We start from the raw sequence: 15,977 nt of genomic DNA, 5'->3' as shown, positions 1-15,977 counted from the left end.
CGGAGGAATGTGGTACAATGGAACTGAGGTGAGTGAACGTTGTTTTTGAAACGTATAGAATTATCAGGCTTCAAATCGTTCGCGGACCGCACCGAACTGGAGTTCGTTCAGGGCATTACAGCCGTTGTGGGTCCTAACGGTAGCGGCAAGAGCAATATTTCGGACGGCATCCGCTGGGTGCTTGGAGAACAGAGTGCCAAGTCGCTGCGAGGCGGCAAAATGGAAGACATCATCTTCGCGGGAAGTGACGCCAGGAAGGCAGTCAATTACGGCGAAGTTTCGCTTACGCTGGACAATACGAGCCAGTCGCTGCCCCTTGATTTTCAGGAGGTGACGGTGACCCGACGGGTTCACCGCAGCGGCGAGAGCGAGTATCTCATCAACCGGCAGTCCTGCCGTCTGAAGGATATTACCGAGCTGTTCATGGATACGGGGATCGGGAAGGAAGCGTACTCGATTATCGGGCAAGGGCGGATCGAAGAAATTCTAAGTACCAAATCGGAGGATCGGCGGGGCATCTTCGAAGAAGCCTCGGGGATCGTCAAATATAAATCGCGCAAACGCGAGACGGAAAAGAAGCTTCAGGAGACCGAACAGAATTTACTGCGGATTCATGACCTCGTCACAGAACTCGAGGACCAGCTGGAACCGCTGCGGGTGCAGTCCGAGAAGGCGATCCGATTCAAGGAGCTGAAGGCGGAGCTGAAGTCCAGCGAGATTGCGATGTACGTATACCAGATCGAACAGATCTACGAGACCTGGACCGAGACGAATCAAAAGCTCGAGGTGCTGAAGGAAGAGCAGCTGCAGCTCTCCGGCTTCGTATCCGTGCACGATGCCCAGCTGGAGACGCACCGGCTGGAGATGCGGGCGCTGGAGGAGCAGGTCGAGCGCCTGCAGCAGCATCTGCTGCACCTCAGTGCGGAATTCGAGAAGTGCGAAGGCCAGGGCGAGGTGCTCAAGGAGCGCAAAAAGAACTATGCCGCCAACCGCGCGCAGCTCGACCTGGCTGTCCGCGGACAGGAAGTGCGGCTCTCGGGACGCGAGACGGAGATGGCGGAGCTGCAGGGACGTATCCGTGAAGTGGCGGAGCTGCTGGCCGGGACGGAAGGCAGGCTGCGTGCCGAGGAAGACCGGCTGCTCGGCGTGGCGGGCGGCATCTCGAGCGCCGAGGAAGACCGGCTGAAGGGCGACCTTCTCGAGGTGCTGAACGAGGCGGCGAATGCGCGCAACGAAGTCCGGTATTCCGAGCAGCAGCTCGAATCGCTAGGCCGGCGGATCGACCGCCTGGGCGGCGAACACCGCAAGTGGCAGGAACAGCAGGAAGGCTTGACGCAGCGCAAAGCGGAGCTCGAGAAGCGGCTCGGCGAAGCCGTCAGCGGGATCGAGGAGATGCGCAGCCGGTACATAGAAGTGAGCCAAGGGCTCAAGTCGAAGCAGCTCCTCTCCGAGGAGGCCCAGAGCACCCTCCGCAAGTGGGAGCAGAAGCTCGATAGCATGATCTCCCGCCGCGATACGATGCGGGAGATGGCGAATGACTATGACGGCTTCATGCACGGCGTCAAGGAAGTGCTGAAAGCGAAGGACCGCGGCGATCTGCGCGGCGTCCGCGGAGCCGTGGCCGAGCTCGTCAAGGTGCCGGCGCACATCGAGACGGCCGTGGAGACGGCGCTCGGCGGCGCGCTGCAGCACGTCGTGGTGGAGAGCGAGGCGAACGGGCGCGACGCGATCGCATTCCTGAAGAAACGGCAGCTCGGAAGAGCGACATTCCTGCCCTTGGATGTCATCCGGGGCCGGAGCGTACCGGACAACGAGCAGCGCAGCATCCAGGGCATGGAAGGCTTCGTCGGCATCGCTGTGGATCTCGTGAAATTCGACGAACCTTACCGCAGTATTGCGGGCAGCCTGCTCGGCAACGTGATCATTGCCGATTCGCTCGAAGTGGCGAACCGGATCGCCGCCCGTGTGCAGTACCGCTACCGGGTGGTTACGCTGGACGGTGATATCGTGAACCCCGGCGGATCCATGTCGGGGGGATCGCAGCAGAAGAAGACGGGCAGCTTGCTCAGCCGGCAGCGGCAGATCGAAGAGATGGACAAGGAGATTTCCTTGTCCGAGTCCCAGCTCGAGAGCCTGCGCGGCAAGGCGGCGGCGATGCGGACCGAGATCGCCGAGGCGAACCGCCAGCTCGACGAGCTGCGCGCCGAAGGCGAGAGCCGCCGCATCGAGGAGCAGCAGGTGCGCGCTTCGCTCGCTCCGCTGGAGCAGGAAGCAAAGCAGGTCGCCGAGCAGCTCGCGCTGTATGGGGCGGACGGCGATACGATGACCGAGGAGCGGCGCGATCTGGAGCGGCGCGGGCAGGAAGCGAAAGCGGCGTTGGAGCGGCTGCAGCGCCAGGAAACGGAGCTGCAGCAGGCGATCCGCGACGCGGAGGTACGCCGCAAGGCGAGCGAGTTCGCGAAGGAGGAGCTGCAGACGCAGCTCACCGACCTGAAAGTCAAGGCCGCCTCGCACCTGCAGGAGAAGCAATCGCTGCAGGGGCAGGAGAGCCGGCTGAAGCTGGAACTCCAGGCGCTGCGCAGCGAGCTGCAGGGCAACCGGGATGCGCTCAGACAGCTCGACCGGGACATGGGCAGCCATGAGCAGGAATCGGTCGAGCAGACCGAGCAGCTCAACGAGCTGAAGCTGAAGCGCGACCAGTGCTCCGAGCAGCTGGATCTGAAGCGGGCGGAGCGGGCGCAGTGGAGCGCCAAGCTGGAAGCGGAAGAGAACAAGACGCGGGAGCAGCGCACGCAGCTGCGCCAGGTGGAAGAGCAGCTGCACCAGACCGAGGTGCGCGTCAACCGGCTCGATGTCGAGCTCGAGAACCTGCTCAAGAAGCTGTCCGAGGACTACGAGCTGAGCTACGAGCGGGCCAAAGCCAAGTATCCGGTGCCGGAGGATGTGCTGGGCACGCAGAACAAGGTGCGGGATCTCAAGCGGGAGATCGCGATTCTCGGGGATGTCAATCTCGGAGCGGTAGAGGAATTCCAGCGCGTCAACGAGCGCTATCAGTTCCTCGCCGAGCAGAAGAACGATCTCGTCGAAGCGAAGACCGCCCTGTACCTCGTCATCCGCGAGATGGACGAGGAGATGGGCAAGCGGTTCCGCACGACGTTCGATGCGATCCGCTCGCATTTCGTCGTCGTCTTCGCGAAGCTCTTCGGCGGAGGCCGGGCGGATCTCATCTTGTCGGAGCCGGACAACCTGCTCGACACGGGGATCGAGATCGTCGCCCAGCCTCCAGGCAAGAAGCTGCAGAACCTGCAGCTGCTCTCCGGCGGCGAGCGGGCGCTGACCGCGATCGCGCTGCTCTTCTCGATCATCCGGGTGAAGCCGGTGCCGTTCTGCGTGCTCGACGAGGTGGAGGCGGCGCTCGACGAAGCGAACGTCTCACGCTTCGCGGAGTATCTCCGGGAATTCTCCGAGCAGACGCAGTTCATCGTCGTCACGCACCGCAAGGGCACAATGGAAGAAGCGGACGTGCTGTACGGGGTGACGATGGAGGAAGGCGGCGTATCCAAGCTCGTCTCCGTCCGGCTCGAAGAGGACGATGCGATCATGGAAGCCGGCTGACGCCTTAGCCTTGGGCTTGCCGGCAAGCCGGGCCAGTTGTGATTACGGACCTCATCGCTTTCGGGCGGCGGGGTCTGTTTTCGGTCGTTTACAGTCGCGAATGTGAGCCCGGACGATTCTTGTCGATGGAGTACGGAGAAGGGAGCGGAGAGCCGAAGCGAGGGCGGGAAGAGGAGCCTGGGAGGCACTTTGACATGCCCCCCTTCCATAGTGGACAATAGTAGCATGATCATCCAATAAAGGTAGGTAGGTGCCCCGTGAGTTTTTTTAAGAAGCTGAAAGAATCCATTACGGCCAAGACTGAGGCGGTAACGAACAAATTCAAAGAAGGCTTGACGAAGACCCGCGACGTGTTCGTGGAGCGCGTGGACGACTTGTTCTCCCGCCGCAAAAAAATCGACGAGGATTTCTATGAGGAGCTCGAAGAAATCCTGATCGGTGCCGACGTGGGCGTGAATACGGTCATGAAGCTAATCGAGGATCTCCGCAGCGAAGTGCGCAAGCGCAAAATCGAGAACCCGAGCGACCTGCAGCCCGTGCTCTCCGAAATGCTCATCGCCCTGCTCCGGGGAGATGAGCAGGTTGGCCTGAAGATGGCCGCTTCCGGCCCGACGGTCATTCTGTTCGTCGGCGTCAACGGCGTAGGCAAGACGACGACCATCGGCAAGCTGGCGCACCGCTTGAAGTCCGAAGGCAAGAAGGTCATCCTGGCGGCAGGCGATACGTTCCGCGCCGGTGCGATCGAGCAGCTCGAAGAGTGGGGACGCCGCGCGGGCGTCGATGTGATCAAGCAGCAGGCGGGCTCGGATCCCGCGGCGGTCATGTTCGATGCGCTGAAGGCGGCAAAGTCGCGCGGCGCGGATGTGCTCCTGTGCGATACCGCCGGACGTCTGCAGAACAAGGTCAATCTGATGGAAGAGCTCAACAAGATCTACCGCGTCATCACGCGGGAGATTCCGGATGCGCCGCATGAAGTGCTCTTGGTGCTCGATGCGACGACAGGACAGAACGCGCTCTCGCAGGCGAAGCTGTTCGACGAGAAGTCGGGCCTCACGGGTCTCGTGCTCTCGAAGCTCGACGGCACGGCGAAGGGCGGGATTGTGGTAGCCATCCGCCAGGAGCTGAAGCTGCCGGTGAAGTTCGTGGGCCTCGGGGAGAAGATGGACGACCTGCAGCCGTTCGATTCCGACCAGTTCGTGCATGCCTTGTTCAGCAAGTGGATTGCCGAAGGGGACAAGCAGGAAGAGCAGGCGTAGAACCCCATTGGAAGTCATGTAGGAAGCCTTCTTGGCAGCCTGGATTGGAATCCTTGCGGACACCTGTTACGGGGGCTGAAAGACTGACAAGGAGAAATGCTTGACATCCTTTGGCGGATTGGGTATGATAGGTTCTGTTGTTCACGCTGTAAAGTGTTTTACCTTAACGGGGGTGAGCACGGTGACCGAGGACGGCGTCCTATTGAAGACGAACCGGGTTAATCTCCTGTTCGCTTTCTACGAGAAGCTGCTGACTGAGAAGCAGCAGATCTTTATGAGACTTTACTTTCACGACGATTATTCGCTCGGCGAGATTTCTACCGAGTTCGGGATCTCCCGCCAAGCGGTATATGAACATATCAAGCGGGCCGAAGCGGTCCTTGAAGATTATGAGGCGAAGCTGTCCCTGGCGCTCAAGCACGAGCAGCGGGCTCATCTGATGGAAGAGCTTGAGGCGTTGTGCGAGGGCTTGACGGCGGAGCGGAAGCTTCAAGCTGGGGCTTTGATCGGCCGGCTGAATGAGCTCGACTAACACATAACAACATCCTGTAAGGTGGTGACGACCTGTGGCTGCATTTGAGGGACTGGCCAGCCGGCTCCAGAATGTGTTCAGCAAGCTGAGAGGCAAGGGCAAGCTCACCGAAGACGACGTGAACGAGGCTCTGCGCGAAGTGCGTCTGGCACTTCTGGAAGCGGACGTGAACTTTAAGGTCGTCAAGGAATTCATAGCGAAAGTGAAGGAGCGGGCCATCGGCCAGGAAGTGCTCCAGAGCTTCACCCCGGCGATGGTCGTTGTCGACATCGTCAACAAAGAGCTGACAGATCTCATGGGCGGGTCCCAGAGCAAGCTGGCCCGCTCGAACAAGCCGCCGACCGTCATTATGATGGCGGGTCTGCAAGGGGCCGGTAAGACGACATCCACCGGTAAGCTTGCGAAGATGCTTCTGCAGCAGAATCACCGTCCGCTGGTAGCCGCCGCCGATATTTACCGGCCGGCAGCGATCAAGCAGCTGCAGGTGCTCGGCGAACAGCTTAAAGTGCCGGTCTTCTCGCTGGGCGATCAAGTCAGCCCGGTGGAGATTGCGAAGCAGGCGCTGCAGCATGCGAAGGACCATAACAACGACTATCTCATCATCGACACCGCAGGCCGTCTGCATATCGACGAGAACCTGATGGATGAGCTGAAGCAGATCGTCGAAGCGGTAACGCCGCACGAGATCCTGCTCGTGGTCGATGCCATGACCGGTCAAGACGCCGTGAACGTGGCGGAGAGCTTCCACAAGCAGCTGCCGCTCACAGGCGTCGTGCTGACGAAGCTCGACGGCGACACCCGGGGCGGCGCGGCGATCTCAGTCAAGGCGGTTACCGGCTGCCCGATCAAGTTCGCGGCGATGGGCGAGAAGATGGATGCGCTCGAGCCGTTCCATCCGGAGCGTATGGCTTCGCGGATTCTTGGGATGGGGGACATGCTCACCCTGATCGAGAAGGCACAGGCCGGCATTGATGCCGACAAGGCGAAGGAGATGGAGCGCAAGCTTCGCACCGCCGAGTTTACCTTCGATGATTTCCTTGACCAGATGGAACAAGTGAAGAAGCTTGGGCCGCTGGATCAGCTGCTCGACATGCTGCCGGGTGCCGGCAAGATGAAGGGCATGAAGGATATCAAAGTGGACGATAAGCAGATGCAGCGCATCGCGGCGATCGTGAAGTCCATGACGAAGGAAGAACGTTCGAATCCGGATCTGCTCTCCCCAAGCCGGCGTAAGCGTCTGGCGGCGGGCAGCGGCAACTCCGTGCAGGACGTCAACCGCTTTATCAAGCAGTTCGACGACATGCGGAAGATGATGAAGCAGTTCTCCGGCATGATGGGCCCGAAGGGCAACAAGCAAATGAAGCAGCAGATGAAAAAGCTCGGCCGCGGGATGAAATTCCCGTTCTAATACATCCGAAGATCTTACTCTAATGGGGAGGTGAAATACATGGCAACTCGCATTCGTCTTAAGCGTATGGGCGCTCACAAAGCTCCTTTCTACCGTCTCGTGGTATCGGACTCCCGTTCCCCGCGTGATGGTCGCTTCATCGAGGAAATTGGTACTTACAATCCGGTTGCTCAACCAGCCGCTGTAACGATCGATGAAGAAAAAGCACTGAAATGGCTTCAATCCGGTGCGCAAGCTTCTGACACGGTTCGCAGCCTGTTCAGCAAAGCTGGCATCCTGACGAAGTTTCATGAATCGAAACTGCAGAAGTAATCCGTAAAGGATACGGAGGTACCGATGAAGGAGCTTGTGACCGTAATCGCGAAGCGATTGGTAGATCATCCGGATGAAGTACGCGTGACACGGACCGAAGATCAACGCAGCATTACGTTCGAGCTTGCCGTTCACCCCGACGATGTCGGCAAAGTGATCGGGAAGCAGGGACGCATCGCCAAGGCGCTTCGAACCGTAGTCACATCCGCTGCAGTGAAGGAGTCGAAACGCGTTTCGGTTGAAATCGTTTCGTAATGGAAAGTATGAGAGTTAGGAGCTGCTCCTAGCTCTCTTTTATTATGATCAGCCGGGGAGGGACCCATATGAGCGAGAAGTTGTACACGGTCGGCAAAATCGTCAATACGCACGGCATCCGCGGCGAGCTGAAAATCGTACCGGAGACGGATTTCCCCGAGGAACGGTTCGCTGTCGGCAGCAAGCTGCTGTTCGTGGATCCGGACAAAGGGACGATTCTCCCGCAAACCGTAGAGTCCGCCCGCGACCATAAGACGATGTATATTATCCGGTTCAAGGGCTTTATGAATATTAATGAAGTGGAGAAATACAAAGGCTGGCTGCTGAAGGTGGAAGAGCAGTATTTATCCGAACTCGAAGACGATGAGTTCTACCATCATGAGATTCTGGGCTGTGCTGTAATAACGGACGAGGGTGAAGAGCTGGGCACGATCTCCGAGATTTTGTCGCCGGGGGCCAATGACGTGTGGGTGGTCAAGCGTCCGAAGGGGAAGCCGCTGCTCCTGCCTTATATTGACGAGGTTGTGCTGAACGTGGATATTCAAGAGAAGAAAGTTACGGTTCATATCATGGAAGGTCTGCTGGATCTATGAGAATCGATGTCTTGACGTTGTTCCCCGCCATGTTCGACGGGGTGTTCTCTTCCAGCATTCTCGGTAAGGCCCGGGATAAGGGCATTGTCAGCCTGAACACGGTGAACTTTCGGGATTATTCGAACAACAAGCACAACACCGTTGATGACTATCCTTACGGCGGAGGAGGCGGGATGGTGCTGAAGCCCGAGCCGATCTTCTCCGCGGTCGAAGGGATCACGGAAGGCTTGTCCGGCAAGCCGCCGCGGGTGATCCTGATGTGCCCGCAGGGCCAGACCTTCACCCAGAAACTGGCGGAATCGTTCGCCGAAGAGGAGCACCTGGTCTTCATCTGCGGCCATTACGAAGGCTACGACGAGCGGATCCGCGAGCATCTGGTCACCGACGAGCTGTCGATCGGCGATTATGTGCTGACGGGCGGAGAGCTGCCGGCCATGGTCGTTATCGACAGCGTTGTTCGGCTGCTGCCCGGTGTGCTCGGCAACGAGATGTCCGCCGTGACGGATTCGTTCTCTACAGGCCTGCTCGAGTATCCGCATTATACGCGCCCGGCCAAGTTCCGTGAGTGGGATGTGCCCGACGTGCTGATCTCCGGACATCACAAGAATGTGGACGAGTGGCGCCGCCAGCAGTCCCTCATGCGGACGTGGAAGAAACGGCCGGATCTGCTGAAAGGGGTGGAACTCACGCCAAAGGAACGCAAATGGTTCAATGAATGGCGTGCCGCTCAACAGGCCTCGGACAACTCAACCCAAGATGGGAAAAACTAGGTTGCATCTAACGATGGATTATGATACTTTATTCCTATACGTGGTGTGCGGAAGAACCGCTTTATTGAACGGCCGGAAGGTCGTTGCGATAAGGCGGTTTTTTGTGTTTTCACGGACTAATCCTGGTCCCTCGTTACAGATACTTCAGTTTATGGGTAATTTTGTCGATAAGAGGAAGAGTAAGTTTTTACTAAGGAAAGGATGAGAGGAATGAAGAAACTGTTTGCATTGACCACGCTCGTATCGCTGCTGGCGACCGGATGTACGGAAGCACAGGCGAACAGCTCGGAGGCGGCAGCCGCGGCAGTCGCGCTGAAGGACATTGGGGGACACTGGGCCGAGGCTCAAATCCAAGGGGCGGTGGCCAAGCACTACGTCGACGGGTATGAGGACGGCACGTTCCGACCCGAGAAGCCGGTCAGCCGAGCCGAGTTTATCAAAATGCTGACGGTTGCCGCAACTCTGAAGCCCGGTGCAAAGGGAAGCAACTGGTATGACCCGTATGTAACGGCGCTCAAAGAGGAGGGCGTTCTGCGGGAGCGTGACTTTCAAGAGTTGAATGGGGCCATGACGCGTCTCGAGATGGCGAAGCTGGCGGTACGGATGGCGAAAAAAGAATACGCCGATCCCAAGGTGCAGCTTGAGGACATCGCGGCGATGTCGAATGCCGTGAAGCTCGGGCTGATCCAGGGACTCACAGACGGGGAGCTAGCACCGGAGAAGACAACGACCCGGGCGCAGACGATTACGATTATCGAACGCGTACTGAAGGTGAAGGCTGGGGAGACGCTGGAAGTGGACTCTGCCGCCGTTCGTAATAGTGAATTGGCTCGTAGCGGTAGTAACTTCGAGAGTGTATTTGGTAAGCCGTTGTTGATTAATTTTCCTTATTCAACGTATTTGAACGGTAATGTTGATGTAAATATTAAAAGTTTTATTGTAGTTGATATGAATGACGCGAATGACCCGATGGTTAAAAGCCTTAAGGAAACGAAGTACAAAAATCAACTTTCCCCAGATTGGTATAAGGATACTTACGTAGTACTTATGCCAATGACTTATACGGTTAAAGGGGCGGGTGAAGGTGCAGGTAAGTTCTATATGGCCCAAGGTTACACCATTGGAATGGGTAAAGCTCTTATTAGCGAAAAATCGTTAATGTTTTTTTCGCTTAAAGAAGATGGAGTCTATGAGGATGTCCTTTTTACTTTAATATCTAAGGATGAAGCAGAGTCAGTTAGAAGCAAGGCTCTAACCTATTTTCTCCAGAGAACTGATGGAACTCGAATTGTGTTTTACTAGAGAGGTGAAAAGATCTGAAAAGGAGAATGAAAAGTCATCTAAGTATCATACTTCTGCTCTTCTTTATCTTTGAGCTGTTTTCGCCTCTCTTATATTCCCCAGAGGCTTTAGCTTCCAGTTTGACAAAGCGCTTATTTATTGACTTTAGTACGGGCACAATTAAGGATTCCACGCTGAGGGTAAGTCTACCAGATACAACTAAAATAATTGAGAATATAGACGTTTCAAATTATATGACGGGAGTTCTGGAAGGCTGTAAGATCGTGGTAAACGGGATTGAGCAAGCTTCTAAGTGTGTAGTTAAAAATAGTACTAATATAAAACTGAACGGAATAACTGGAAAAGAGCTAGAGGTATACGGCAGGATGTCTACTAACCCCGGTCACCACATGTATCGATTACCGAACGGGTTAAAGTGGGAACATAATGCTCTAACTACATTAGAACCAATTCAGTTTAAAGCAGCACCTTCTACGGATGTATCTGGAATTACAACTTTCCCAGGACTTATTCCTACGACGGGTAATTTAAGATCGTCTGTGAATAGTGCATTTAATTACACCACAGGTAAAGGTGGGTATGATCTTAGGTATTCGTATAACAATCCTAATCAGGTATCGCCTCCAGATTACGGGAAAGAAGGTTATGCGGTATCTGCGGCATATAACCTTATCGCGCCAGCTTCATTTTATACTACTCAACCCCAAGATACTATTAAAATACCCTCCGGAGAAACTTTTACTTCCGGAAGCCTAGTCCCATCTTCTGTAGAAATCTACGGATGGGGTAAGGCTACTGATCGAGTCGGATCCGTTCTTCGAGATCCATTACCTGAAGCTTATTCATGGGGGCCAGGAACCGATACGAATGGAAACCTGATTCCGGGTTCGGGGTTAGTTAAGGTAAGAAGGCTTCTAAATGGTCAGCTTGAAGAAGGTATTGACTTTACAGTAGATGAAGGCTCAAAACCCTACGGCGAAGACCGAAACTACTTTATGCACGTCGATACCCTCTGGAAGGCTAAGACCTACACTTACGAAGGCTACATCGACATCACCTACGGCGTGCCAACGACCCCTGACCTGTCGACGGTCTACCTGAAAACCGACACTGCCTGTATCGCTGTGAACGATACGGTAACGTTCAGGTATGCGTATCGTAATGAGGGCGACAGCACGACAGATCCTTTTAAGATTCAGATCAAAGCAAACGGGTCGACCGTAATAAAAACCGAGACGATAGCCGGGGCGGCTAACGGCGCCTTACTTACAGGGAGCTTCACCTATAAGTTCACTTCCACCGCTATGGTCGATCTAACCGTTTGGGTGGATCCGGACAAGGCAGTAACGAAGGATACGAACCGCTCGAATAATGTACTCACCGAGCGGTTTACCGCAGCAGCCTCGTGCGGCGGTGGTGGAGGGCCAGTGACGGGAGGGCCTGAGGTCGTCAAGGCAGATTTCAACATCCTCATCACGCCGACGCTTCCGTACGGCGAGGACAATACGTTTCAGCCGGAGATCTCCATTACCGGTGGGGAAGGCTGTTCCCTGGCCACGGTAACATGGACTTACGTGCAGGGAAGCCTCACCCATACATTCACTGCAACGCAGGGGAACGCGCAAGGCTTTAACGGCCCGCCCTATCCGAAGGGGATGGGGGCAGGCAAGGTGGATGTCACCATGAAGGTGAAGTCCACCTGCGGCACCGAGAAGACGGCAGGACCGAAGAGCTTTGAAGTCGTGCTGCCTCCGTCGGGAAGCAATAAAGGACCGGTGTTCGACCCGGCCTTCTTTGACGGGGGCAACAGCTACGAGTATCCGCCGGTAGCACAGGTTGTACTGGGCGACCGGGTAGACCTAGGCATCATACATGATCCGACGGCCAATCCCAAGACGCCCTATGATCCGGAAGATGACGGCATCATCTACTACTTTGATTTCGAGGGCTCATCCAGTCCATGGCTTCGGGGGCTGGCCGAGGACAAAGGCTGGTGGGAGTATGATGCACATTTTGGTCCGGTGGTGGCGAGCGTGCTGGGTACGCATGAGATCCAGGTGACGGCATCGGATATCCGGGGAGCGCCTGGAGGAACCAAGACCGCGAGGCTCGAGGTCGTCGCTCCTAACCCTGTGCCGATCATTACGCTGCCGCCAAAGGTGGTGGAGGGGAGAATCTTCACACCGGATATCGGCTGCGAGCGGAGTTACAGCCCGAAGAAGAACGGGAGCATCTCCGCCTGTCTTTGGATGAACAAGCAAAGCATGTATCCGTCTCCCGGTCCCCAAGAAATCCAGCTGTCGGTGAAGGATAAGGATGGCATGATGTCGCTGCAGCCGGCAGCGGATACGCTGATCGTCCAGCCGGATTTGCCTCCGGTGGTGCAGCTCGACAACCCGGCGTTGGGGGTACGGAACAACACTATGTATTTTAAGGATACCTCCTACAGCCCGGACAACGACCCGATCGAGATTCATACGGTCACGATGACGTGTGACAGCAACAATAATGGCTCCTACACGGATGAGGCCGTCACGGCTATCAAGCCGGATGCCACGGGCAGTTTCTCCTATAATCCTGCGCGGGTAGGGAAGTGCAGCATTGAGATCTATATGAAAGAGGGACTCGGCTACAAAAAGGATGCCCGGGGCAGGTTCTACTTCGAAGTCGTCAACGAAGCGCCTGAAGTGGATTTTTATGTGCAGGGCTCCGATTTTCAGCCGCCTGAGATGATGGCAAAGCGTTTTGACGCAGCTGCGCTGCTCGGCGGTGCCTGGAAGACTTCCTCCGTATCACGGTCCGAGAAGGGGAAAGAATACCTCTTCAACGCCTCGGAAGGGGCGCTGGAGACAGCACCGCTGAACAGCCAGGGAGTATCCATAACCGACCGGAATGTGTCCCAGCGGATACTAAAGTGGAACTGTCCGAAGAGCTGGGATTACTGCCGCGGGGCCTCCGACATGATCAAGCCGGACGTGTTCATCGGCAGCCAAGGCAACACGTGGATCAATACGAACAGTACCTCCACTGCCTATATGCCGCAATATGGAGTTATGACGGACGGTTCCGGCTACTGGGATAACTACTATGCCGCTACTGTGAATTATGAGCTGGGCCGGGTCAAGTTCGTCGCCAGCGACCGGAGTACCGGCTCCTCGGGCGGCTACAGCTATTACACCTATGTGTATAAACTGTCGGATATCGAAGCCTCCTCCCGCATGGACGGGAATACGAAGCCTGCGAAGCCCAAGGAGTTTTTTTACCGCAAGGAGTATATGGACTTCTCGGAACCCGGTTACGACCGGCCTCCGACCCCGCCGCCGGCGGACATCTGGACGGAGCCGGCGCCGAAGCCGCTCTACCGATTGGGAGCAGTGCCTAAGATGACGTTCGATTCGGTAGCCAGCGACATCACCGTATTGGACAGCAGCGGGGCCGGAGAAGACAGCCGGGTGTATGGGGCGGATTTTGGAGGCAATATTTACGCGTACAGCTGCTATTTTCACGAGGGGCGCTATGAGAATGTATGCGACCTCCAGAAGAAAGCCCCTGGGGGCAGCATACTCTGGACCATCCCGTCCGTATACAGTACAGCGGCCTACTGGGTTCCCACGATATACAATGGCGTGATCGATTACCTGTCGACCGACAATGCCCGGATCGTCATCGGGAACAAGCTGTACGATAACCAGAGCGGAGCCTTCCTTCGGGACATCGTGGACAATGAAGCATCGATTGCGGGCTTCGCAGACGACCGGGTGGTCTATTACACGGCATATGTGACAGGGGAAGACGAGTATTACCGGTACGAGAACAGTTATTTGAACGTGCTGGATTTGCGCTCGCTTAGCGCGAACAGCACCTTCCTCGGACCCTCCCAGTACAGCAAAAGCAATCGCGAATACAATATGGGGGCCGACCGCTATGCGACGACGTTGACGGCGGACCATAAGATCATGTTCGCTCGCTCGGAAGCGGTGAATAAGTCCCTCAACGTCTACGATCTGAATCTGAATCTTGTCACCCGGGTGACGGGTACCGGACTCAGCGGCCAGGCTTCGGCACCGGTCATCATGGCAGATGGGTCTATAATGACCCCGTTGACCCTCGAGTATGGCAGCTCAAACGACTATCAGGCGTGGATCGTGCGTGCGGAGGTTCAGCGGGACCAGGCGGATCTCGCTAGTTACGGACAATTCTATAACTCTGCCGAAACGCTCCAGAACGGGGAAGTGTCGGCAGTCTTCAAGTTAAACTATGATTCGGGAACGAATATTGCAAGCTACGGCGTATCGGCGCGCATGGCGGATCACCGCAATATGTACCGTCTGGAAGTGTCGAACAAGAAGTCGAAGCTCGTCAAGATCGTGGACGGGAAGCGGACGATTCTGCGGGAGGCGGCTTACCCGGTCAAATACGGATCGTATGTCAACGTCAGGCTCAAGTTGAACGGCACCCGGCTCAAGGGGTATGTGAACGGGGTGCCGGTGCTGGAGGCGGAAGATTCGACGTTCTCGGCGGCCGGTATGTACGGACCCTATTCAGAGACCAGGTACCTGATGTTCAAAAGCTTCTCCTCTACGGTCTATGCAGGTGACGCAAACGTTACGCAGAATACGGCGATCGTGAACACGCCCGTCGAATACGTGAAGAGCTACTCCGATCAGGAAAATGACCCGGGGATCGCCGAGCTGACCCGGTGGACGTACCTCCACATCAATCCGAATAAGTTCCTCGACGGAGGGGACGGCTATTCGGGGCTGTCCGCTTACCACGGGCTGACCGTGACTGCCCCTCACGCATCGATGGACAAGGTGGGGGAATACCGGGTGGAGTACTCCCTCCCGGATGATCCGGCGCCTGCACCGTTCAAGTATCCGAATGCGGCTTTTGCCGGCTACCGTAAATATTCGGACGTGAAGAGCCAGAAGGTGATCATCCATCGAAGACCGATCTCCGAATTCTCGCTGGGGATCAATACGGATAACACGATCGGGTGGATCGACACGAGCCGGGACCCCGACCGCTGGTTGAGCGGCACACAATATTCTACGGAGCCTACCGGAATAGATTACGCCGCCACGCGAGGGGTCATCGAGAGAAAACGCAACTATACGACGCCGGGCGGCGAGCTGAGGAACGGGCAGCTCATCCGCCCGACCGAAAGCGGCGTCTATACGGTTCGACAAGCGGTCAAAGATGAATACGGCGCCTGGAGCGACTGGTACGAGGTCGCCATCGAGATTACCGTTCCAGTCACTAACGCGCCTCCTTCCGCGGTGCTGACCTACCCGGTTGGCACGCAGGCTGCACCGACCTTCGTAGGGGCAAGACCCACGATCGCCTGGACTCAGGCGGACCGTGATCCGAGCCCGCTGTTCTCGGTGTATGATCTGGAGATCAAGGACGAAGCGGGCAACTGCGTCCGCTGCTTGACGAACCGTCCGATGGACACCTATGACACGGCTTGGTCGTGGACGCTCGATACGGACCTGGCGAAGGGCCGCAAATTCCAGGTACAGGTGAGAGTGAGCGACGGAACGGACTGGTCTCCCTGGACGAATATCGGCTGGATGCAGACGAACCGTCCGCCTTCCGCCTACATGACGTATCCGAATGGGACACAGGAGGCGCCGACGGTGCTTAACACCGCCCGGCCCGTGCTGAAGTGGAGCCAATCGGACCCGGATCCGTCCCCGGTGTTCTCTTCCTTTCAGATTCAGATTACGAATGAAGCGAACGATGGCATGGTACTGGACAGCGGGAAGGTGGCCCAGAACTCCTCGAACAGGAGCGGGAGCTGGACGGTACCGCAGAATCTGCCCGCCGGACAGAAATTGAGAGTGAGAGTCAAAGTGTGGGATGTGCGACTTGTTCTGCTATAACGCGTAAGGGCCGGACAAGGTACCGCGCGGAAAGGACAGGGGCTTCTTC

General features: G+C 56.6%; 10 protein-coding genes. All 10 read left to right on the top strand.

All coding sequences use genetic code 11. The features are described from left to right. The first annotated feature begins 39 nt into the window (after positions 1–39). The 10 genes from smc (at position 40) to O9H32_RS11390 (ending at position 15,928) form a co-directional block, all read left to right on the top strand. Positions 40–3,615 (top strand): chromosome segregation protein SMC, encoded by a 3,576-nt coding sequence (gene smc, locus O9H32_RS11435; RefSeq protein ID WP_269866225.1) that lies wholly within the window; start codon positions 40–42, stop codon positions 3,613–3,615. A 257-nt stretch (positions 3,616–3,872) separates the two neighbouring features. Then, entirely contained in the window at positions 3,873–4,871 is a 999-nt protein-coding gene (gene ftsY / locus O9H32_RS11430; RefSeq protein ID WP_269866224.1) for a signal recognition particle-docking protein FtsY, read from the top strand. Between the two features lie 181 nt (positions 4,872–5,052). After that, positions 5,053–5,403 carry a putative DNA-binding protein gene (locus O9H32_RS11425; RefSeq protein WP_269866223.1) on the top strand — a complete coding sequence of 117 codons (351 nt, stop codon included), beginning with the start codon at positions 5,053–5,055 and terminating at the stop codon, positions 5,401–5,403. Between the two features lie 34 nt (positions 5,404–5,437). Next, the gene (ffh, locus tag O9H32_RS11420; protein WP_269866222.1) at positions 5,438–6,811 is read left to right on the top strand and encodes a signal recognition particle protein; all 1,374 of its coding nucleotides are present in this window, start codon (positions 5,438–5,440) and stop codon (positions 6,809–6,811) included. A 39-nt stretch (positions 6,812–6,850) separates the two neighbouring features. Then, positions 6,851–7,123: a 30S ribosomal protein S16 gene (rpsP, locus tag O9H32_RS11415; protein WP_269866221.1), complete on the top strand. Its 273-nt coding sequence runs from the start codon at positions 6,851–6,853 to the stop codon at positions 7,121–7,123. A 24-nt stretch (positions 7,124–7,147) separates the two neighbouring features. Further along, a complete protein-coding gene (locus O9H32_RS11410; protein ID WP_269866220.1) occupies positions 7,148–7,378 on the top strand; it encodes a KH domain-containing protein in 231 nt (76 codons plus the stop codon). A 68-nt stretch (positions 7,379–7,446) separates the two neighbouring features. After that, positions 7,447–7,971, top strand: a complete 525-nt coding sequence (gene rimM / locus O9H32_RS11405; protein WP_269866219.1) for a ribosome maturation factor RimM — start codon at positions 7,447–7,449, stop codon at positions 7,969–7,971. Next, complete coding sequence (gene trmD / locus O9H32_RS11400) at positions 7,968–8,741, top strand: tRNA (guanosine(37)-N1)-methyltransferase TrmD (protein ID WP_269866218.1); 774 nt, start codon at positions 7,968–7,970, stop codon at positions 8,739–8,741. Before rimM ends, trmD begins: the two co-directional genes overlap by 4 nt. Before the next feature lie 210 nt (positions 8,742–8,951). Next, positions 8,952–10,043 carry an S-layer homology domain-containing protein gene (locus tag O9H32_RS11395; RefSeq protein ID WP_269866217.1) on the top strand — a complete coding sequence of 364 codons (1,092 nt, stop codon included), beginning with the start codon at positions 8,952–8,954 and terminating at the stop codon, positions 10,041–10,043. Between the two features lie 995 nt (positions 10,044–11,038). Further along, positions 11,039–15,928, top strand: a complete 4,890-nt coding sequence (locus O9H32_RS11390; protein ID WP_269866216.1) for a CARDB domain-containing protein — start codon at positions 11,039–11,041, stop codon at positions 15,926–15,928. Positions 15,929–15,977 lie beyond the last annotated feature (49 nt).

This window comes from Paenibacillus caseinilyticus (genome assembly GCF_027533645.1).
Classification (GTDB): Bacteria; Bacillota; Bacilli; order Paenibacillales; family NBRC-103111; genus Paenibacillus_G; species Paenibacillus_G caseinilyticus.
Note: the sequence above shows the minus strand (reverse complement) of the source record. Positions and strands in the feature narration are given on the sequence as shown.